Origin of the sequence: Allobosea sp. Root483D1, from assembly GCF_001429505.1 — a bacterium.
GTDB lineage: Bacteria > Pseudomonadota > Alphaproteobacteria > Rhizobiales > Beijerinckiaceae > Allobosea.
In genome coordinates this window covers 195848-215551 of sequence record NZ_LMJW01000011.1, presented here as the reverse complement: position 1 = coordinate 215551, position 19704 = coordinate 195848, and the positions used below count along the sequence as shown (strand labels likewise).

At 66.8% G+C, this 19704-nt stretch carries 19 protein-coding genes; 18 read left to right on the top strand and 1 reads right to left on the bottom strand.

The annotated features are described in order from the left end of the window. Positions 1-52: 52 nt before the first annotated feature. Both ASE66_RS10850 and ASE66_RS10845 read left to right on the top strand, forming a co-directional pair. A complete protein-coding gene (locus tag ASE66_RS10850) occupies positions 53-955 on the top strand; it encodes a dihydrodipicolinate synthase family protein (RefSeq protein ID WP_057189626.1) in 903 nt (300 codons plus the stop codon). Positions 956-1374: 419 nt separating this feature from the next. Continuing rightward, on the top strand, positions 1375-1959 hold the full coding sequence (locus tag ASE66_RS10845; protein WP_057189625.1) for a hypothetical protein: 585 nt from the start codon (positions 1375-1377) through the stop codon (positions 1957-1959). Positions 1960-2045: 86 nt separating this feature from the next. Here ASE66_RS10845 and ASE66_RS10840 read toward each other — a convergent pair whose 3' ends face one another. Next, positions 2046-3062 (bottom strand): transporter, encoded by a 1017-nt coding sequence (locus tag ASE66_RS10840; RefSeq protein ID WP_057189624.1) that lies wholly within the window; start codon positions 3060-3062, stop codon positions 2046-2048. Between the two features lie 187 nt (positions 3063-3249). On the opposite strand from ASE66_RS10840, the gene ASE66_RS10835 reads away from it, so the two are divergent. The 16 genes from ASE66_RS10835 (at position 3250) to ASE66_RS10760 (ending at position 19695) form a co-directional block, all read left to right on the top strand. Beyond that, positions 3250-3474, top strand: a complete 225-nt coding sequence (locus ASE66_RS10835) for a hypothetical protein (protein ID WP_244494864.1) — start codon at positions 3250-3252, stop codon at positions 3472-3474. Between the two features lie 59 nt (positions 3475-3533). Beyond that, positions 3534-3941 carry a hypothetical protein gene (locus ASE66_RS10830; RefSeq protein WP_057189622.1) on the top strand — a complete coding sequence of 136 codons (408 nt, stop codon included), beginning with the start codon at positions 3534-3536 and terminating at the stop codon, positions 3939-3941. A 130-nt stretch (positions 3942-4071) separates the two neighbouring features. Continuing rightward, positions 4072-5664 carry an arylsulfatase gene (locus ASE66_RS10825; RefSeq protein ID WP_057189621.1) on the top strand — a complete coding sequence of 531 codons (1593 nt, stop codon included), beginning with the start codon at positions 4072-4074 and terminating at the stop codon, positions 5662-5664. Between the two features lie 75 nt (positions 5665-5739). Continuing rightward, positions 5740-6087 carry an HdeA/HdeB family chaperone gene (locus ASE66_RS10820; protein ID WP_057189902.1) on the top strand — a complete coding sequence of 116 codons (348 nt, stop codon included), beginning with the start codon at positions 5740-5742 and terminating at the stop codon, positions 6085-6087. Beyond that, on the top strand, positions 6084-8648 hold the full coding sequence (locus ASE66_RS10815) for a fused MFS/spermidine synthase (RefSeq protein WP_244494863.1): 2565 nt from the start codon (positions 6084-6086) through the stop codon (positions 8646-8648). Before ASE66_RS10820 ends, ASE66_RS10815 begins: the two co-directional genes overlap by 4 nt. 214 nt (positions 8649-8862) lie before the next feature. Next, positions 8863-10215: a DUF1254 domain-containing protein gene (locus tag ASE66_RS10810; RefSeq protein ID WP_057189900.1), complete on the top strand. Its 1353-nt coding sequence runs from the start codon at positions 8863-8865 to the stop codon at positions 10213-10215. A gap of 17 nt (positions 10216-10232) precedes the next feature. After that, on the top strand, positions 10233-11267 hold the full coding sequence (locus ASE66_RS10805) for a DUF1254 domain-containing protein (RefSeq protein ID WP_057189620.1): 1035 nt from the start codon (positions 10233-10235) through the stop codon (positions 11265-11267). Positions 11268-11305: 38 nt separating this feature from the next. After that, a complete protein-coding gene (locus tag ASE66_RS10800; RefSeq protein ID WP_057189899.1) occupies positions 11306-12307 on the top strand; it encodes an HAD family hydrolase in 1002 nt (333 codons plus the stop codon). A gap of 44 nt (positions 12308-12351) precedes the next feature. Continuing rightward, on the top strand, positions 12352-13263 hold the full coding sequence (locus ASE66_RS10795; RefSeq protein WP_082613380.1) for a formylglycine-generating enzyme family protein: 912 nt from the start codon (positions 12352-12354) through the stop codon (positions 13261-13263). 107 nt (positions 13264-13370) lie between these two features. Further along, positions 13371-14354 (top strand): AAA family ATPase, encoded by a 984-nt coding sequence (locus tag ASE66_RS10790; RefSeq protein ID WP_057189618.1) that lies wholly within the window; start codon positions 13371-13373, stop codon positions 14352-14354. Positions 14355-14367: 13 nt separating this feature from the next. After that, a complete protein-coding gene (locus ASE66_RS10785) occupies positions 14368-15372 on the top strand; it encodes a DUF58 domain-containing protein (RefSeq protein WP_057189617.1) in 1005 nt (334 codons plus the stop codon). Further along, the gene (locus ASE66_RS10780) at positions 15369-15854 is read left to right on the top strand and encodes a DUF4381 domain-containing protein (RefSeq protein WP_057189616.1); all 486 of its coding nucleotides are present in this window, start codon (positions 15369-15371) and stop codon (positions 15852-15854) included. Before ASE66_RS10785 ends, ASE66_RS10780 begins: the two co-directional genes overlap by 4 nt. A 1-nt stretch (position 15855) precedes the next feature. Continuing rightward, on the top strand, positions 15856-16869 hold the full coding sequence (locus ASE66_RS10775; RefSeq protein WP_057189615.1) for a VWA domain-containing protein: 1014 nt from the start codon (positions 15856-15858) through the stop codon (positions 16867-16869). Beyond that, positions 16866-17783 carry a VWA domain-containing protein gene (locus ASE66_RS10770; protein ID WP_244494862.1) on the top strand — a complete coding sequence of 306 codons (918 nt, stop codon included), beginning with the start codon at positions 16866-16868 and terminating at the stop codon, positions 17781-17783. The genes ASE66_RS10775 and ASE66_RS10770 overlap by 4 nt, the downstream gene beginning before the upstream one ends. Beyond that, complete coding sequence (locus ASE66_RS10765) at positions 17780-18421, top strand: tetratricopeptide repeat protein (protein ID WP_057189614.1); 642 nt, start codon at positions 17780-17782, stop codon at positions 18419-18421. The genes ASE66_RS10770 and ASE66_RS10765 overlap by 4 nt, the downstream gene beginning before the upstream one ends. Continuing rightward, positions 18418-19695: a BatD family protein gene (locus ASE66_RS10760; protein ID WP_057189613.1), complete on the top strand. Its 1278-nt coding sequence runs from the start codon at positions 18418-18420 to the stop codon at positions 19693-19695. Before ASE66_RS10765 ends, ASE66_RS10760 begins: the two co-directional genes overlap by 4 nt. Positions 19696-19704 lie beyond the last annotated feature (9 nt).

Sequence of the window (19704 nt, the reverse complement as noted above, 5' to 3'; positions counted from 1 at the left end):
TGCGCGCAAGCATTCATCTGATGTTTAACATCTGATCATTGGAGGCGACCTCATGACCACGGCATTCACCGGCATCCACGCGATCCTTTACGCGCTGTTCGACGCGCAGGAACGGCTCGACCGGCAGGCGATGCGCCGGCAGGTCGAGATCTGCCTCGAACACGGCGCCCATGGCATCGCGGCGCTGGGCCTCGCGACGGAGGTCTCCAAGCTGACCGTGCCCGAGCGGCGAACGGTGATGGAATGGACCTCGGAGGATGTCGGTGGCGTGAAGCCGCTCGGCTTCACCATCTACGGAACTTCGGTCGGCGAGCAGATCGAACTGGTCAAGGCGGCCGAGGCGGCGAAGGCCGACTGGGTCATCCTGCAGCCGCCCATGGTCGGCAGCTTTGCGGCAAGCGAATACATCCGCTTCTTCGGCCGGGTCGCGGATGCCACGCACCTGCCGGTCGCGATCCAGAACGCGCCCGCCTATATGGGCCGCGGCCTGTCGGCGGAGGATATTCGCAGCCTCGTCGCGCAGCACCCCAACATCAAGCTGGTGAAGGGCGAGGGTGCGGCGACCGAGATCCGGCAACTGATCGAGACGACCGAGGGCCGCCTGCCGGTGATGAACGGCCGCGGCGGTCTCGAACTGATCGAGAACCTGCGCGCCGGCTGCGTCGGCATGATCCTCGCGCCCGAGATCATCGATTTCACGACCAGGGCCTATGACAGCTTCGTCGCCGGTGACGAGGCCGAGGCGGAGCGCATCTACCGCGACATCCTGCCTGTGATCGTGTTCATGATGCAGTCGCTGGAGAGCCTGATCTGCTACGGCAAGCGCATCTTCGGGGCCCGCGCCGGCATCGCGATCCACGATCGTGCCCCGGCCATGCGACCGACCGCGTTCGGCGAGGCGCTGGTTGCGGACCATGCCGCCAAGCTCGGCCGCTTTTCCGCGCGCGGAAGCTAGGTCGAGGCTTGGCGAACCCACCGACTTCGCCTGGGCGTGCACGAGCAGTCTCTAGGTGCAAGACGCCTTGATTGACGCTAGGATCGATAGGGTGGTCGTCGCTATGGCGGCCGCGGTCGAGCGCCCTATCGTAACGTAAGACCTGGCAACGGAACGATCTTTGGCCTGAGGATATTTATCGGCTTCGCCTCGCCACTGTTCGACAGGCGCAAGCCAGAACTGGAAAGAAAGGCCCTCCTCGCCCGAGCGGAGCCCCCTGTTCGCGACATCCACGCGTTGATGGACCAAGGCCCATCATAGCAGTTGATATGGTTCAACTGAACGTTGATGATAGGGTGTCGACCTAGTCGACGTGAAGCTGAATTAATATAATTCGAATTGATTTTTATCAGTTGCAGTTCGTTCGAAGGAGGTTTCGAATGGATGACAATGCAGAACCGTCAAGTGATTGGTTTGGGAAATCGGCGTCGAAACTGGCTGAGTGCCGCCGGGAACTGAACCGGCTGCTGTCGGATCCGGATTTTCAGTGCTCGGACCGCAATAAGCGCTTTCTGCAGTATATCTCCGAGGAGTCCTTCGAGGGACGGCAGGCGGCCATCAAGGCTTACGCGATCGCCGTCGATGTCTTCGGCAGGCCGCCCAGCTTCGATGCCGCGATCGATCCGATCGTACGGATCGAGGCGACCCGACTTCGGGCGGCGCTGCTGCGCTACTATGAGCTGCACGGCCACGAGCGCGAGATTCACATCGACTTGCCGAAAGGGCGCTATGTTCCGAGCTTCCCCAGGATCGCGCAGCCGGGACCGGCGCTCCGCGCGCTGCCGAGCGTCGTTCCCGATCATGGCCCGATGATCGGCGCGGACAAGATTCATGAACTCGGAAAGCGGATCCGCGAGCTCGAAGCGCTGCTCGGCCGCAAGGCGGCCGAGGTCGAAATCCTGCGCGATGTGGTGAGGCTGGCCCGGCAGATCGAGCAGAGCGGCCACCCTGCGGAGCAGATGTAACGCGCTCGAGCGCTGAAAGGCTGGCCGGTGTCTCCCTGGCCAGCTTCAGGCGAGCAGGCTGCAACGCGAGTGTCGCCTCCCGTTCGTCAGTGCTTCACCACGCGCGGGGCGGGCTCAGCCGCCGGCGCGGCCGGTGGCACATAGCCCAGCGGGAAGGCGAGGCTGACGAAGGCGATGGTGCCCTGCGGCCGGTTCTCGACGCTGACCTCGCGCAGCACCTTCAGGCGGGCTGTGACCGGCGTGCCGGCAACCGCGAAGGAATAGGCGATCGTGCCGCCGACCGCGGTGGTGCGGCCCTTGTAGGGACCGAGCGAGGCGCCGGAGCCACTGTCGCCGCTGATCTGCTGGTAATGCGAGAACAGCGCGCCGATCGAGAACTCCTTGCTGAGATACTGGCTGACCGCGAGGTCGACGTGGACGGCGTTGCCGCTCTTGTAGTCGGTGTCATTGTTCTTGCCGTTGAGCTCGAGGCCGACGGCGGCGGAGATGTCGAGGCCGATCTTCGGATCGAGCCAGGTCGCGGCGGCGTAGATGTCGCCGATGACGCGGTTGAACGACAGGTTCGACAGCCGGTCCGGATCATAGGTGCCGGACGGGATATTGACCGAGCCGCCGACCTGCCAATGGAAGTTGCCGGCGTGCCAGCCGATGAAGCTGGATACGACGGGGTCGCCCAGGAAGAAGCCGGAATCGCGCTGCTTGAGACCGAAGACGCGGCCGAGGCGCGGGGCGGCGATCACCGTGCCGGCACTGATGCGCGGATTGCCGACCGGTATGGTCACGGCGAAGCCGAGATTGCCGCCGAGGATCTCCAGCGGCGTGATCCAGGTCGGGGTGAGGAAGTCGGCGCGCGCCTGGACCTTGACGTTGGCGAGGACCGCGCCGCCGATCTGGGTCCGGGTCGCAGCCGAAAGCCGGCCGGAATAGCTATAGAAATCGTTCTCGAAGTAGAAGCCGGGCGGCGGAACGATGCCCGCAGCAGGGCCGCGCGTGCCGGGAATGTAGAGGCTCGCGCCGCTTTCCGTCGCCTGCGCAACGCCATGCGAAAGGGCCGCTGCACACAGCGCCAGTGTTCCGATTGCCGCTGCGCGAAGCCGACTCATGTTCCGTCCCCAAAGAACTGACCGACAGCTCTGGAACGCGCGCGCGAGGGCGTCAAGGAGAATGCCGCGCACCCGGCCTTTCGTAACGGTTACGGTCTTCCGCGCGCGGCGTCGCCGATGGATTGTGATGGTTGCGGCCTCTGGAACTTGCTCATCGAGTGCAATGGAACAGGCTCAAAAGCGTGGCTTGTCGCGGCTGTTGTTGCGCTGGCCAGATCGACGGGCGGCGCTGCGACTGTCCGTGGCCCGTGACCCGCAGGTCGCCGAACTGTGCGAGGCCTACGAGGCGGCATGCGTGGCGACGGAATATTGGCTGAGGTCGAGCGCTGCGATCGCACCGCTCAGGGTGGCCGAATACAACGACCTGGCTTCCGCGATGGAGCAGGACATCATCGGACGGCTTTCGCAATAGCGGCAGACCGCCGTAATTGGCGCTCGCGGGCCCCTCGATTGCGGGTGAGGATCAGACTCATGCGGCTGAACCAGTTTCTATCCGGATGCGCGCTGTCGATCGCGTGCCTCGTGGCGTCGCAGGCGGCCCCAGCCGCGGATCGCCTGCAGGGCGCCTGGGTCACCGATGCGACGACCTGCGACACGGTCTTTTCCAAGCGGAACGGCCAGTTCACGCTCAAGCGCGATGCGGAGGGCTGGTCGGGCTTCATCGTCAGCGGCAAACGTGTCCGCGGCACCAACGCGAGCTGCAACCTCGTCTCGTCGAAGCAGAAAGGCGATGTGCTGACCTTCCTGCTGAACTGCGCCGACAAGATGATCTTCCAGACGGTCAGCGTGTCCGTCCGCTTCGAGAGCGATGACCGGATCGTGCGCTTCGATCCGGAGTTCCCGGAGGTCGAGACCACCTACAAGCGCTGCAGCCGCTGAGGGCCGCGAGCTGCCGGCGCTGTAACCGTTACAGCCTTAGGCGCTCTGATGGGCCATGCGAAGGTCGCCCCGCGCGCTGGGCCGGTTTCTTGGCCGGACCAGGATCGCGCTCCGAAGCGGGGAGTGTTTCATGAGATTCCAGAACATCCTGGCCGCGACAGCTCTGGCAACTGTCATCGGCCTCGGAACCGCACCTGCCAAAGCCCAGCAACCTCAGCCGGCCCGGCCCAACATCCTCGTCATCTTCGGCGACGATGTCGGCCAGTCCAATATCAGCGCCTATACGCACGGCCTGGTCGGCTACAAGACGCCGAACATCGACCGCATCGCCAAGGAAGGCATGTTGTTCACGGACTATTATGCCGAGAACAGCTGCACGGCCGGCCGTTCGACTTTCATCACCGGCCAGTCCTGCCTGCGCACCGGACTCTGCAAGGTCGGCATTCCCGGCGCTCCCGTCGGGCTGCAAAAGGGCGACATCACCATCGCACAGGCGCTCAAGCCGCTTGGCTATGGCACCGCCCAGTTCGGCAAGAACCACCTTGGCGACAAGGACGAGTATCTGCCGACGAACCATGGCTTCGACGAGTTCTTCGGCAATCTCTACCATCTCAACGCCGAGGAAGAGCCCGAGCGGCCCTACTGGCCAAAGGATGACCCGGCTTTCATCAAGGCGATGTCGCCGCGCGGAGTGCTCAAGACCTCGGCGGACGGCAAGATCGAGGATACCGGGCCGCTGACCCGCAAGCGCATGGAAACGGTCGACGACGAGACGACCGGCGCCGCGATCGATTACATTCAGCGCCAGGCGCGGGCCAACAAGCCTTTCTACACCTGGATGAACTTCACCCGCATGCACATCTTCACCCATGTGCGGCCGGAGTTCCGCGGCAAGAGCGGCATGCCTGGCAATGAATATGCCGACGGCATGTGGGAGATGGACCAGAATGTCGGCAAGATCCTGAAGACGCTCGACGATCTCGGCATCGCCAACAACACGATCGTGATCTTCACCACCGACAACGGACCCAACCTGTTCACCTGGCCGGATGCGGCGACGACGCCGTTCCGCTCGGAGAAGGACACCAACTGGGAAGGCGCCTTCCGCGTGCCGGCGATGATCCGCTGGCCGGGCCAGGTCAAGGCCGGCGAGATCAACAACGGCATCGTCTCCGGCCTCGACTGGTTCCCGACCTTGCTCGCCGCCGCCGGCGACAAGGACGTGAAGGAACGCCTGCTCAAGGGCTGGCAGCCGCAGGGCAACCCGGTCACCTTCCGCAACCATCTCGACGGCTTCAACCAGCTCGATTTCATCACCGGCAAGACCGACAAGAGTGCGCGCAACGAATATTTCTACTTCAATGACGACGGCGCTCTCGTCGCGATGCGTCAAGGCAACTTCAAGTTCGTCTTCGAGAAGCAGGATCAACAGGGCCAGATGGATATCTGGGCGCATCCGTTCACGCCTCTGCGCGTGCCCAAGATGTTCAACCTGCGGATGGACCCCTATGAGCATGCCGAGATTTCCGGCAGCGGCTACGATCAGTGGCGGGTCGAGAACGCCTATGTGATCGGCCTGGCGCAGATGAAGGCGGGAGCATTCCTGGAGACCTTCGTCGAGTATCCGCCAAGCCAGCGGCCGGCGAGCTTCAGCATCGAAGGCATCCGCAAGGCAGTCGATCGGAAGATCGACGAGTCCTTCAAGAAGCGCGGTCTCGAGTGATCGCTGTGCCGGCCGCCTCAACAGGGGCGGCCGGCACGTTTCCCTGCCTGACCCAATGAGGCTCTTCTCATGACCATGACCCGTCTCTTCGCGTCTGCCGCCGGCGCTGCGGCGATGGCTGCAGCCGTTTCCTTCTCCGCAAACGCCCAGACCGAGCTCTCCGCCTATGCGGATGCCGAAGGCTTCATCAATGTGCAGGAACTGACCTGCAAGCAGCTCGCCAACACCTATCAGGAGGACGCCGATATGCTGGCCGCCTGGTATAGCGGCTGGTATAACGGCCTCGCCAAGAAGCATTATGCGCACCTCACGCGTGCGAAGGCTGGCGAGCACCAGCTCATCGTCTACTGCAAGGCCAATCCCGACAAGAAGATCATCCAGGCGCTCGACGTCCTCCTCAAGGATGAGAAGACCAAGAAGTGACCTTGGCACGCACCGAGCAGGCCCCGGTGCCGCGTCCCAGTCGGAGAACCAGGCGTTCCTCGGCCGGAACCTCGCAATGGCGCGCGGGCGGCAACGCCGTCCCCGCGCTCTTGCTGTTCCTCTCGGGTCTGGCGGCGCTGATCTGCCAGGTGCTCTGGATCAAGCAGCTCACGCTCGTGGTCGGCATCGATGTCTATGCCATCACCACCGGCGTCAGCGCCTTCTTCGCCGGCCTCGCCGTCGGCGGCCTGCTCTTCGGCCGCATCGCCGATCGCACCGCTCGCCCCTTGCGCCTTTATGCGGCGCTCGAAGCCGGCGTCGCCGTCCTCGCCGTCCTGACGACGCTTGGCCTGTCGCAGGCCGCTCCGCTCTTCGCCCGGCTCGAAGCGACGACCCCGTTGCTCGCCTGGGCGCTGGTCTTCCTGCTCGTCGGCCTTCCGGCCGTGCTGATGGGCGGAACTCTGCCCGCGCTGACTCGCTTCGCCGCCAGCCGGCGCGAGGATGTAAGCCGCGTCGGCGGCAACCTCTACGCCGCCAACACGGCTGGCGCGATCGCCGGTGCCCTGTTGGCTTCGTTCATCGTCATTCCGGCCGCGGGGATTCGCGGATCAGCCCTGGTCGCGGCAGCGATCTGCCTGATCGCGGCCCTTCTGGCGCTCGCCGCGAGCAGGAGCGCCGCGGTTTCTGTTTCCGCATTGCCAGAGGCCACGGAAAGCCGTTTCTCCGCCTCCGCGCTGCTCGCGATCGGTCTCTATGCGATCGCGGGCGGAATCGCCCTCGGCTACGAGGTGGTCTGGTCACAAACCATCGTGCCGTTCATGAGCACGCGCAGCTTCGCCTTCTCCGTCCTGCTGGCGACCTATCTGACCGGCCTTGCGCTCGGTGCCGCCATTTACGCCCGCTGGGCCGATCGCGTCAGACATCCGTGGAGCGTTTTCGGGTTGCTTATCGCCGGAGCTGGCCTCACGGCCGCACTCGCGATCGCCGTGCTCGGCCCCTGGCTGATCCAGTTGCAAGGCGTAATCGAAGCGACTGTCGTCCGGCTGACCGGAAATGCGTTCGCAGGCATGGCCGCTCGCTTCGCCGTCGCCGCCATCTGTGTGGTCCTTCCGGCGACGCTGTTACTCGGCGCGGCCTTCCCCGCAGCGCTGCGACTGATCGTCGATCCCCGCCGGGTCGGCCGTGGCGTCGGCACGATCGTCGCGCTCAACACGCTCGGCGGCATTCTCGGAACCGTCCTGACCGGATTCGTCCTCGTGCCTTTGCTCGGCCTCGTGCGCACCCTCGCCATCCTCGCCATCGCGGCTGGAGTGCTCGGCGCTGTCGCGGCACTGCGCGAGCGGAGCGGCTCCTCGAAGGCCTGGATCGCCGCGCTGGCGGTTAGCGCAGCGACTTGCTTGACGGCGATCCTTCTCCCCAGCGATCGGCTCGCCACCCTCCTGCCGGGCGCACGCGGGGCAAGTCTTGTCTCCTACGAGGAAGGTCTTGGCGGCACGGTCGCGGTTGTCGAGCGCGGTTCGGGACGCAACCGTTTCCGTCGCCTCTACATCCAGGGCGTCTCGAACTCCGGCGACGCCATGCCATCGCTGCGCTACATGCGTCTGCAGGCGCTGCTGCCTTTGATCATCCACAATCGCGAACCGAAATCGGCGCTGGTGATCGGCTTCGGCACCGGCATCACGGCCGGCGCCCTTCTCACCTATCCCGGCCTCGAACGGCGCGTCGTTGCCGAGCTTCTGCCGAGCGTCGTGCGCGCGGCCTCCGCTTTCGCAGGCAATTTCGGCGCGACGCGCGATCCACGCCTCGACATCCGGCTGCGCGACGGACGCCGCGAACTCCTGCGCAATCCGGACCGCTACGATCTGATCACGCTGGAACCGCCCCCGCCCTCGGCCGCCGGTGTGACGAACCTCTATTCCACCGACTTTTATGCGCTCGCACGCTCGCGCCTCGTCGAGGGCGGCCTCGTCGCACAATGGCTGCCGCTGCCGACCCAGAACGACGAGGATACCCGTTCCCTGGTCCGCAGCTTTCTCGACGTTTTCCCGCATGCGACGCTCTGGACCAGTGAGCTTCACGAGATGCTGCTGATCGGCTCGCAGGAGCCCGTCACGCTCGACCTGCCCCGGATTGCGGCCCGGCTCACCCAGCCGGAGGTGGCGAAGGCCCTGGCGGACGTCGGCATCGCCTCTCCCGCTGCCTTGCTGGCGACCTATGTGACCGATCGCGCGGGACTGGAACGCTACGCCGGCGCCGCCCGGCCCGTGACCGACGACGATCCCCGGATCGAGTATGCCGGCTGGGTCCGCCGCCAGGAGTTGACCACGACCTTGCCGGCGCTGATGGACATGCAGCGCGCGCCTGCCGTCGCTGGAGCCGACGACGCCTTCAGGACGGCGCTCACAGCCGAAACCGACACGCTTCTGACCTTCTACGACGCCGGCCTCGCCGCCTATTCGGGGGAGAGGGCGCGCTGGGCGCGGCAGATGCGGCAGGTCGCACAAGCCGCGCCGGACAACGCATATTTCCGCTGGTTCAGCGGAGGGGAGCGGCAGGAATGAACCGCTTCCACGAATGCCCGAGGTCAAGGGGCACTTCCTACAGCGTTCAACTGCGCGACGAATGGAGCGAAGTCATCGCCAGTATCACTGGAGGGCCACACAAATGAGCAGCGTTGCAAGGTCGAGTACCCCTCATTGCGAACCCGACCGCCGGGGGATCAGCCGGCGAGATCTCGTGCTGGGCGGAGCGGCAACGCTTGGCGCGTTCGCGATCATGCCCCAGCCCGCGGGAGCGCAGGCTCCCTCCGCCGGGGAGGTGCGCGCGATCGCGAGGGAGGCCATGATCTACGGCTTTCCCATGGTCGATAGCTACCGCATCCAGCATTCGTATTTCGTCGACCGCGGCGGCCCTGAGTACAAGGCGTCCTGGAACACTCTGGTCAACAATGCGCGAGTCTATACGCCCGAAGACAAGGCGATCCAGACACCGAATTCCGACACGCCCTACTCCTATGTCGGCGCCGATCTGCGGGCAGAGCCGCTCGTCTTCACCGTGCCCACGGTCGAGAAAGGGCGCTACTATTCGCTGCAGTTCATCGACCTCTACACCTTCGACTTCGCCTATGTCGGCAGCCGGGCCACCGGCAACGGCGCCGGCAACTACCTGCTCGCCGGGCCGAAATGGAAGGGCAGCAAACCCAAGGGCATCAAGTCGGTGATCCGTTGCGAGACCGATTTCGCCTTCGTGCTCTATCGGACGCAGCTTTTCGATCCGGCCGATATCGAGAAGGTCAAGGCGGTCCAGGCCGGCTACAAGGTCCAGCCGCTTTCGCAATTCCTCGGCCAGCCAGCGCCCGCAGCCGCGCCCGCCGTGACGTTCGCAAAGCCGCTCGGGCCGGAACAGGAGCGCGGTTCGCTCGAATTCTTCGGTCTCCTGAATTTCATCCTGCAGTTCTGCCCACCCCATCCGTCCGAGCGGGCGCTGATGGCGCGCTTCGCCAGGATCGGGATCGGTGCCGGCAAGCCGTTCGACGCGGCCACGCTCTCGCCGGAAATCCGCCAGGCCTTGCAGGACGGAATGGCCGACGCCTGGAAGGCCTTCGCCGAATACAAGGCGACAGTGCTCGATACCGGCAAGAAGACCAGCGCCGATGGCTTCGGCACACGTGCCTTTCTCAAGAACGACTACATGGCGCGCATGTCCGCGGCCGTGCTCGGAATCTATGGCAACTCCAAGGATGAGGCGATCTATCCGCTTTATTTCATCGACGCCGCCAAACAGCCGCTTGCGGGTGCCAACCGCTATGTCCTGCGCTTCGCGCCGGGGCAGTTGCCGCCGGTCAACGCCTTCTGGTCGCTGACGATGTACGAGCTGCCGGCGAGCCTGCTCTACGCCAATTCCATCAACCGCTATCTGATCAACTCGCCGATGCTACCGTCGCTGAAGCGCGATCCGGACGGCGGCATCACGATTTATCTCCAGAACGAGTCGCCAGGGAAGGATCGCGAGACCAACTGGCTCCCCGCGCCTAAGGGACCGTTCTTTGCGGTGATGCGCCTGTATTGGCCGAAGCAGGCGGCCGTTAACGGAAAATGGAAAGCGCCACCGCTGGCGCGTGCCGCCTGACGAAAGGGAGACAGATCATGCTCGCCAGATACGCCATCTCGATCCTCGCCATGACGATCGCCGCAACCGGAGCAGCCCGGGCACAGGCAGCGGGCGGCGGCGCCGCCACGCCGGTCGGCGTCGACAACTTCGTCCGCGCCGAATCCGATCTCTACATGAGCAACATGGTCAAGGACGGCAGTTTCGGGAAGTTCCTGCACCGCCGCGAGCCGGCTTCGATCGACAACCAGACGGTCATCCGGCTCAACCGCGACACGCTCTATTCGGCGGCGGTGTTCGATCTCGATGCCGGGCCGGTGACGATCACCCTGCCGAATGCCGGCAAGCGCTTCATGTCGCTGCAGGTGATCAGCGAAGACCACTATACGCCGATGGTGGCCTATGGCGCGGGAACCTACACCCTCGACAGGAAGAAGGTCGGCACGCGCTATGTCGCGACGGCGGTGCGCACGCTCGTCGATCCTAACGACCCGAAGGATGTCCAGCAGGTCCATGCCCTGCAGGACGCCATCAAGGTCAGCCAGAAGAGCCCCGGCAAATTCGAGGTGCCGAACTGGGATCAGGCCAGCCAGAAGAAGGTCCGTGATGCGCTGATCGTACTCGGCTCGACGATTCCCGATTTCAAGAAGGCCTTCGGCACCAGGCAGCAGGTCGATCCCGTCAGGCACCTGATCGGTTCCGCTTCGGCCTGGGGCGGCAATCCCGACAAGGACGCGACCTATCTCAACATCACGCCGAGCGGGAATGACGGCAAGACCGTCTACAAGCTCGTCGTCAAGGACGTGCCGGTCGACGGCTTCTGGTCGGTCAGCCTCTATAATGGCGAGGGTTACTACCAGAAGAACCCCTACGACGCCTACACGCTCAACAACCTGACCGCTAAGAAGAGCGGCGACGGCTCGATCGCGATCCAGTTCGGCGGCTGTGACGGCAAGATTCCCAACTGCCTGCCGACCATGCCGGGCTGGAACTACACCGTGCGGCTTTACCGCCCGCGTGCCCAGATCCTGAACGGCACATGGAGCTTCCCGCAACCGCAGCCGGCATCGTGACGCCCGACGTCGCCCACCTGTTCTCAAAGGAGGTTCGAATGTTGAACCGGCGTATCGTGGTCGCGGCGCTCCTGCTTGCTGGCTTGTCGAGCTGGAGCCTCGGCGCTCTGGCGCAGAGCGATCCTCTGCCGTCCTGGAACGACGGCAAGGCCAAGCAGGCGATCATCGACTTCGTCGCCAAGGTGACTCGCGATGGCGGCGCGGATTTCGTCAAGCCGGCGGAACGCATCGCGACCTTCGACAATGACGGCACGCTGTGGGCCGAGCAGCCGGTCTATTTCCAGCTGCAGTTCGCCTTCGACGAGGTCAAGCGGCTCGCCGCGCAGAACCCGGACTGGAAAGCGAAAGAGCCCTTTCGCTCGGTTCTCGCCCGGGACCTCAAAGGCCTCGCCGCCTCGGGCGAGAAGGGCCTGCTCCAGATCATGGCCGCAACGCATACCGGGATGACCACGGACCAGTTCGCCGCCACGGTCGCCAACTGGCTGGCCTCGGCCCGTCATCCGACGAAGCAGCGGCCCTATACCGAAATGGTCTACCAGCCCCAGCTCGAATTGCTGACCTATCTGCGAGCCAATGGTTTCAAGACCTTCATCGTCTCCGGCGGCGGCGTCGAGTTCATGCGCGTCTTCGCCGAGAAGGCCTATGGCATCCCGCCCGAGCAGGTCGTCGGCTCGACCGGCGTCGTAAAGTTCCGCATCGGCGGCGACGGCCGGCCGGAGCTTTTCAAGGACAGCAAGGTCGAGTTCGTCGACGACGGGCCGGGCAAGCCCGTCGGCATCAACCGCGCCATCGGCCGGCGCCCGATCCTTGCCTTCGGAAATTCCGACGGTGACCTGCAGATGTTGCAATATGCGGCGGCGGGCCCGGGCGCGCGCCTGGCGCTGATCATCCATCATACCGACGCCGAGCGCGAATGGGCCTATGATCGAACCTCGAAGATCGGCAAGCTCGACAAGGCGCTCGACGAGGCTGCGGCCAAGGGCTGGACGGTCGTCGACATGAAGGCGGATTGGAAGACGGTCTTTCCGGCCAGCAAATGAATGGAGAGGATCACGTGCTGGACAAGCCTGTTCTCGCTACCGGCATGCGTCGCATCGAGGGCGGCAGCTTCCGCATGGGGTCCGACCATCACTACGCCGAGGAGGCGCCGAGCCACCGGGCTAGCGTCGACGGTTTCTGGATCGATGCGACGCCCGTGACCAACCGGCAGTTCCGCGCCTTCGTCGAGGCGACCGGCCATGTCACCTTCGCCGAGATCGCGCCCGACCCGAAGGACTACCCCGGCGCCCTGCCGCATATGCTGCGCGCCGGCTCGCTGATGTTCAGCCCGCCATCTCACCCCGTCGACCTGCGCGACTGGGGGCAATGGTGGAGCTTCAAGTTCGGCGCGACCTGGCGCAAGCCCTATGGCTCTGGCTCGTCGCTCAAGGGTCTCGACGATCACCCTGTGGTCCATGTCGCCTATCGCGATGCTGAGGCCTATGCCGCCTGGGCCGGCAAGTCGCTGCCGACCGAGGCAGAATGGGAATACGCGGCCTGGGGCGGGCGCGAGGGCTCTGAATTCGCCTGGGGCGACGAACTCACGCCGGAGGGCCGGCACATGGCCAATATCTGGCAGGGCAACTTTCCCAACGAGAACAGCAAGGAGGATGGCTGGGCCCGAACCTCGCCGGTCGGGACCTTTCCGCCGAACGGCTACGGACTCTACGACATGATCGGCAATGTCTGGGAATGGACCTCGGACTTCTGGTCGGTCCGCCACCAGGGCGATGCGCCCAAGGCCTGCTGCGTGCCGCAAAACCCGCGCGGCGGCCCGGAGGCCGACAGCTACGATCCGCGCCAGCCCGCGATCCGCATCCCCCGCAAGGTGCTGAAGGGCGGCTCGCATCTGTGCGCGCCGAGCTATTGCCGGCGCTACCGCCCGGCCGCCCGCCATGCCGAGCCGGTCGACACCTCCACCAGCCATGTCGGCTTCCGCTGCGTGGTCCGGAGCTGAGCAACGGCAAGGCCGAAGACGCGGGCCCGCCGGCTGTAACAGTTACGTAGCTGACTTGGGCCGGGCTTCGACCAAAACTCGGTACGACGACCTCTGGGAGCCTGCGCATGGATCAGACCGGACCGACCGCACGCGACGCCGTCCGGGAGCTCCAGAGCCGGATCAACCAGGACATCATCGGGCAGGAGCGCGTGGTCGAGCGCATCGTTATCGCGCTGCTCGCCAATGGCAACGTCCTGCTCGAAGGGCTGCCCGGCCTGGCCAAGACCCGCGCGATCAAGAGCCTGTCGAAGAACCTCGAATCCGATTTCAGCCGCATCCAGTTCACGCCCGACCTCCTGCCCTCCGACGTGACCGGCGGCGAGATCCTGCGCCAGGACGGGAGCTTCGAGTTCCGCAAGGGGCCGATCTTCGGCAACCTCATCCTGGCCGACGAGATCAACCGGGCGCCGCCGAAGGTGCAGTCGGCGCTGCTCGAGGCGATGGAGGAGCGCCACGTCACGGTGGCCGGCAAGCGCTACGACCTGCCGCCGCTGTTCATGGTGCTCGCCACCCAGAACCCGATCGAGCAGGAAGGCACCTATCCGTTGCCGGAAGCGCAGATGGACCGCTTCCTCATGCATGTCCGCATCGACTACCCCTCGGATGCCGACGAGGTGAAGGTGATGCGGCTGGTGCGCTCCGAGAGCGTCGCCGCACCGGCCGGCGCGGTACCCGCTCCCGCGATGATTCCGCAGCAGGCGATCTTCGATGCGAGGGCGCAGATCGATCGCGTGACGACGAAACCGGTGGTCGAGACCTATATGGTCGCCCTGATCGCAGCGACGCGCCGGCCAGCCGAATTCGGCGAGCATCTCAAGAACTGGATCGCGGTCGGCGCCAGTCCACGCGGTACGCTGGCGCTGGATCGCTGCGCGCGCACCTATGCCTGGCTGCAAGAGCGCGACTACGTCACGCCCGAGGATGTCCAGGCCGTCGCGCATGATTGCCTGAGGCACCGGCTGTCGCTGAGCTATGAGGCCGGCGCCGACGGCATGACACCCGATGCGGTGCTGGACGAGGTGGTGAAGCAGGTCGCCGTCGCGGCGTAGCGAGGCAAAGCCCATGGCGATGATGCGGGAGAAGGCGCGGATCGAGGCCGGGGCTGGGGAGGCGGCAGCCCGCGCCTTCGTCACGCTCGACGAGCTGCTGCGCCTGAAGCATCGCGCCCGCGGCTTCAGCTTCCAGCCGCGCCAGCCGGTGCACAGCCTGCTCGCCGGCCGGCATGCCTCGCGCCTGCGTGGCCGCGGCCTGAACTTCGAGGAGCTGCGGCACTATGTCGAAGGCGACGACACCCGCACGATCGACTGGCTGGCGACGGCGCGGCTCGGCACCCCGCATGTCCGGGTCTATTCCGAGGAGCGCGACCGGCCGGTCCTGCTCCTGGTCGACCAGCGCAGCACCATGTTCTTCGGCAGCCAGCGGACGATGAAGTCGGTCGCGGCGGCGGAAGCCGCGGCGCTCGCAGCCTGGCGCGTCGCCTCGCTGGGCGACCGGATCGGCGCCGTGGTCTTCGGCGATGACGGTCTGACCAGCGTGAAGCCGCAGGCGCGCGACGCCGGCGCGGTCCGCGTCCTGGCCGAGGTCGCCCGCCGCAACGCCGCCCTGGGCAAGCCGGCGGAGGCGGGGCAGAGCGCGGCAAGGCTCAACGAGGCCCTGAGCGCCGCCGCGCAGATGAGCCTGCATGACGGGCTGGTCTGCCTGATCTCGGATGCCGCGGGCGAGGATGACGAGACGCGGCGGCTGATCACCAATCTCTGTGCCCACAACGACATGATCGCGGTCTTCGTCCACGACCCGCTCGAGCAGGAGCTGCCGGATGTCGGGCGGGCGACGTTCAGCTCGAGCGAAGCACAGATCGAGCTCGACGCCTCGGCGGCCTCGTTGCGCCGGCGCTTCTCGGAAGAGCGCCGGCAATGGCGGGCGCGGCTGGCCGGGCTGTCGCGCGACCGGGCGATTCCGATCCTGCCGATCGCCACCGACCGCGATGTCGCGATGCAGTTGCGCGAGCTGATCGGCCGGCGCCAAGCGCGCAAGCTCGCCGGCATCGGAGCGGGGGCAGCGTCATGAGCAGCGATCCCGGCGATCTCGCCATAATGGCCGATCTGGCCTTGCCGCCGGCAGTGCCGTTCTGGCCACCTGCTGCCGGAGTCTGGATCGTCGGCGGAGCAGTCGCGGGTATCATGGCGATAGCCGGCTGGCGCGCGTTGCAGCGCTATCGGGCCGACGCCTATCTGCGGACCGCTGTTGCCGAGCTCGATGCCTCGCTCCCGGCGAGCCCGAGCGGGACCGAGGCTGCCGAAACCGTCTCGGCCGTCCTGAAACGCGCCGCCATGGTCGCGTATGGCCGGCAGCGGGTCGCGGCGCTGACCGGGCCGGCCTGGATCTCGTTCATCGCGCAAACCGCGCCACCGGCTGCGCACACCGATGCCCTGGCCGCGAGCCTGGAGCGGCTCTTCGCCACTCGCGGCGGCGCTGGCGAAACGGCGGCCCTCGTTGCGCAGGCCAAGACCTGGCTGCACGGCCAGCGCGGCCGCGCGGGGAGCGCATGACATGCTCTCTTTCGCCTATCCTTGGATCGTCCTGCTGGTGCCGCTGCCGCTCGCGGTCTGGTTCTGGCTGCCGCCGCATGTCGAGCTGCGCATCGGCCTGCGCGTCCCGTTCTTCGACAGGCTGGCGCGCCTGTCCGGGCAGGATCCCGTCTCCGGTGGCGTCGTGACGCGGCGCGATGCCGGCCGCTGGCTCGTGCTGCTGCTGGTCTGGCTGCTGGTGCTCGCGGCGCTCGCCCGGCCGCAATGGATCGACCCGCCGCTGCACCGGGAGGTGCCGACGCGCGACCTGCTCGTGCTGGTCGACCTCTCCGGCTCGATGGACACGAAGGATTTCGTCGATGCGTCCGGCAAGACGGTCGACCGGCTGACGGCGGTGAAGCAGGTGCTCGACGACTTCCTGTCGCGGCGCAAGGGCGACCGCGTCGGCGTCGTCGTCTTTGGCGATGCGCCTTTTGCGCTCGTGCCCTTCACCACCGATCTCGACCTCTGCCGCCTCATGCTGCGCGACACGGTCGTGGGGATGGCCGGGCCACGCACCGCCTTCGGCGATGCGATCGGCCTGGGGATCGGGCTCTTCGCCAAGAGCACGGTCAAGGCGAAGACGATCATCGCACTGACCGACGGCAACGACACCATGAGCAAGGTCCCGCCAGCGGAAGCGGCGCGCGTCGCCAAGGACAAGGGCATCGTCATCCACACCGTCGCGGTCGGCGATCCCCGGGCAGCCGGCGAGGACAAGCTCGACGAAGCAGCGCTGAAGCAGGTCGCCGATACGACCGGAGGCGGCTTCTTCCGGGCGCTCGACCGGGCCCAGCTCGCCGAGATCTACAACCGCCTCGACGCGATCGAGACGCGCCGCGTCGACACGGTGAGCTTTCGGCCGCGGCGGGATATCTACTGGATGCCGCTTGCGGTCGGGCTGGTGCTGACGCTGCTCGTGCAGGCCCTCCGGCTCGCCGGTCGGCACCGCCGCAGGACGCCTGCTCCCACTGAGCTTGCCGGAGCGGGGCGATGATCGCGAGCCTCTCGGCCTTCCATTTCGAACGGCCGCTCTGGCTGCTGGCCCTCATCCCCGCAGCGCTCCTCTGGCTGATCGAGCGGCGCGATGCCGATCCGATGCTGCAATGGCGCGGCGTCATCGACCCGGCCCTGTTGCCTCATCTGATCGTCGGCGACGACCGGCGCGCGCGCATCCGGCCTGGCGATTGGCTTCTGCTCGCCTGGCTGGTCGCGGCGATCGCCGTCGCCGGACCGGCCTGGCAGCGCGAGCCCTCCCCCTTCGCGCAGGCCAAGCCGCCCGTCGCCATCGTGCTCAAGGTGACGCCGTCGATGCTGAGCGAGGATCTGGCGCCGACGCGGCTCGATCGCGCCCGGCAGAAGCTCGCCGACATCCTCGCCGCCCGCGAAGGCGCCGCGACCGCGCTAATCGCCTATTCCGGCTCGGCCCATCTCGTCCTGCCGGCAACAGCAGACAGCGCCGTCGTGCTCGACCTCGCCAAGGCTCTGTCGCCGCAGATCATGCCGAAGGAGGGTGACGATCTCGCCGGTGCGCTCGCACTGGCCGGGCGCGCCCTCGCCGGCGGCGCCGATGGCGGCTCGATCCTCGTCATGGCGGACACCGTCTCGCCCGAGGCGGTGGCGGCTCTGACCGGGACGAAGAGGACGGCAGCGACACTGCTCGCCTTGCTGCCCGCCGACACCGATGCCGGCGCCTTGTCCGAAGCGGCGCGGGCGATCGGCGCGAGGCTCGTCCCGACGACGGTCGATCAGGAGGATGTCACCGCCGTGATCCGTCGGCTCGACAGCCGCGACGCGGCCGCCAGCGTTGCCGGAGACGGCTCGCATTGGCGCGAGGCGGGCTATTGGCTGGCGCCGCTGCTCGCTCTGCTGGCGCTAGCATGGTTCCGGCGCGGATGGGTGATTGCATGATCGGCATCCGCAAGTTCCTGGCATCGCCCTTCGGCATCGTCGCGATCGCGGCAGGACTGGCGTTGCTGGTCATGGGCTATCGCTTCGGCTGGCGCGATCTCTGGCTGACGCCCGACCAGCGCGGTCGCCTGCTGCTGGCGCAAAACCGCCCGGCCGATGCGGCGCGGGCCTTTCGCGATCCGCTCTGGCGCGGCGTCGCCCTGTTCAGGGCGGGGGACTTCAAGGCGGCCGCGCAGGCCTTCGCTGCTCGCGACAGCGCCGAAGGCGCCTATGACCAGGGCAATGCGCTGGTCCTGCTCGGCCAGTACGAGGACGCGCTGAAGCGCTACGACCGGGCGCTGGCCCTGCGTCCCGGCTGGCCGGAGGCTCTCAACAACCGCGAGATCGCGCGCGTCCGCGGCGAGCGCCGCAAGGCCGACGGCCCCGCCGCCGAGCAGCCGGACCTGCCGCCCGATCAGGTGGTGTTCGACAAGGACCGGAAGGGCGGCGACGACACGACCGTCCAGGGCGACAAGCCGATGTCGGATGAAGCGGTGCGCGCGCTCTGGCTGAAGCGCGTCCAGACCAGGCCGGCCGATTTCCTCAGGGCCAAGTTCGCCTACCAGCTCCAGGCTGGGCCGGACGGAGGGGCACCATGATCCGGGTCGCGGTCACGCTGGCGCTGCTTTTCGCCTCCGCCATGGCCTGGGCTCAGGCGCCGGCCGGACCGCCGCTGGTGCGCACCAAGCTCGATCCGGCCGAGGGCGTCGTCATCGGCCAGCCGGTGCGCCTCGGCGTCGAGGTCCTTTTCCCCGGTGATATGCCCTATCCCCCGCTCGCCAGCATGCCGGAGGCCAGGGGTGCGCAGATCATGCGCTTCGAGACGCAGGCGATCACCATCCGGGATCGGATCGACGGGCAGGACTATGTCGGGAAGAGCTTCGAGTTCATCCTGTTCCCGCGCCGCGGCGGCGAGATCGCGATTCCGGCGCCGCATGTCACCCTGCTCGACCGCAGCGGCAATCCGGCGGGCACCGCCGAGGGACAGCCGACCCGGATCGGCGTCACCGTCCCCGCCGGGATCGACCCGTCCGGTCCCGTCCTTGTCGCCGACGCGGTGAGCGTCACGCAGAGCTGGTCGCCCGATCCGGGTGCACAGCCCGTCAAGGCCGGCGCTGCAATCACACGCACCATCCGGCGCCAGGCCGACGGCGTTCCCGCGCTCGGGATGGCAGAGCTCCAATTCGCTGCCCCGGAGGGCGTGCGCGTCTATGTCGACCCGCCGGCCGTCGACGACCGCACCAATCGCGGCAATGTCGAGGGGCATCGCACCGACACGGTCACCTATGTCTTCGAGAAGGCTGGACACTACACGCTCCCGGCGCTCGTCCAGCCCTGGTGGAGCCTCGCGGATCGGCAGGCGCGCCAGGAAGACCTGCCCGGCGTCACGGTGACGGTCACCGCGGCTGCGGAACCGGCCTCGAGCCCACATCGCACCTGGCGATCGGGCTGGCTGATCACCGGCCTCGCCGTCCTGGCTCTGGCGGGAATCGCCGTTCTGGCGGCCGGACAGCTTGCAGCCTTCTGCCGCAAGGTGCGCGCTGAAGTGCGCGCCTCGGAAGCGTTCGCCCGCAGGCAGCTGCAGGCGGCGGCGCGGTCGGGCTCGGCCGAGGCGACCTATCGGGCTCTCTCTTGCTGGCGCGAGCGCCTCGTGCCCGGCGAGGCGGCTCGTCTCCATGGGGATACCGCCCTCGCCCCGCTGCTCGCCGGCCTCGAACAGAGGCTCTTCGGTGACGGAGGAGATTGGGGCCGGGAACAGGGGGCCGCCCTGGCGCGGGCGGTCGGCCGGTGGCGCAGCCGGCGGCCGGCTTCACCCGCGCGAGCCGACCCGCTGCCGGCGCTCAATCCGGTCGGCGGAGAGCCGCCGCTGTAACCGTTACAG

What these genes read in the sequence shown, in the direction of transcription:
- ASE66_RS10850 (WP_057189626.1), top strand. Translation starts at nt 53, where the DNA reads ATGACCACGGCATTCACCGGCATCCACGCGATCCTTTACGCGCTGTTC.
- ASE66_RS10845 (WP_057189625.1), top strand. Translation starts at nt 1,375, where the DNA reads ATGGATGACAATGCAGAACCGTCAAGTGATTGGTTTGGGAAATCGGCG.
- ASE66_RS10840 (WP_057189624.1), bottom strand. Translation starts at nt 3,062, where the DNA reads ATGAGTCGGCTTCGCGCAGCGGCAATCGGAACACTGGCGCTGTGTGCA.
- ASE66_RS10830 (WP_057189622.1), top strand. Translation starts at nt 3,534, where the DNA reads ATGCGGCTGAACCAGTTTCTATCCGGATGCGCGCTGTCGATCGCGTGC.
- ASE66_RS10825 (WP_057189621.1), top strand. Translation starts at nt 4,072, where the DNA reads ATGAGATTCCAGAACATCCTGGCCGCGACAGCTCTGGCAACTGTCATC.
- ASE66_RS10820 (WP_057189902.1), top strand. Translation starts at nt 5,740, where the DNA reads ATGACCCGTCTCTTCGCGTCTGCCGCCGGCGCTGCGGCGATGGCTGCA.
- ASE66_RS10810 (WP_057189900.1), top strand. Translation starts at nt 8,863, where the DNA reads ATGCCCCAGCCCGCGGGAGCGCAGGCTCCCTCCGCCGGGGAGGTGCGC.
- ASE66_RS10805 (WP_057189620.1), top strand. Translation starts at nt 10,233, where the DNA reads ATGCTCGCCAGATACGCCATCTCGATCCTCGCCATGACGATCGCCGCA.
- ASE66_RS10800 (WP_057189899.1), top strand. Translation starts at nt 11,306, where the DNA reads ATGTTGAACCGGCGTATCGTGGTCGCGGCGCTCCTGCTTGCTGGCTTG.
- ASE66_RS10795 (WP_082613380.1), top strand. Translation starts at nt 12,352, where the DNA reads ATGCGTCGCATCGAGGGCGGCAGCTTCCGCATGGGGTCCGACCATCAC.
- ASE66_RS10790 (WP_057189618.1), top strand. Translation starts at nt 13,371, where the DNA reads ATGGATCAGACCGGACCGACCGCACGCGACGCCGTCCGGGAGCTCCAG.
- ASE66_RS10785 (WP_057189617.1), top strand. Translation starts at nt 14,368, where the DNA reads ATGGCGATGATGCGGGAGAAGGCGCGGATCGAGGCCGGGGCTGGGGAG.
- ASE66_RS10780 (WP_057189616.1), top strand. Translation starts at nt 15,369, where the DNA reads ATGAGCAGCGATCCCGGCGATCTCGCCATAATGGCCGATCTGGCCTTG.
- ASE66_RS10775 (WP_057189615.1), top strand. Translation starts at nt 15,856, where the DNA reads ATGCTCTCTTTCGCCTATCCTTGGATCGTCCTGCTGGTGCCGCTGCCG.
- ASE66_RS10770 (WP_244494862.1), top strand. Translation starts at nt 16,866, where the DNA reads ATGATCGCGAGCCTCTCGGCCTTCCATTTCGAACGGCCGCTCTGGCTG.
- ASE66_RS10765 (WP_057189614.1), top strand. Translation starts at nt 17,780, where the DNA reads ATGATCGGCATCCGCAAGTTCCTGGCATCGCCCTTCGGCATCGTCGCG.
- ASE66_RS10760 (WP_057189613.1), top strand. Translation starts at nt 18,418, where the DNA reads ATGATCCGGGTCGCGGTCACGCTGGCGCTGCTTTTCGCCTCCGCCATG.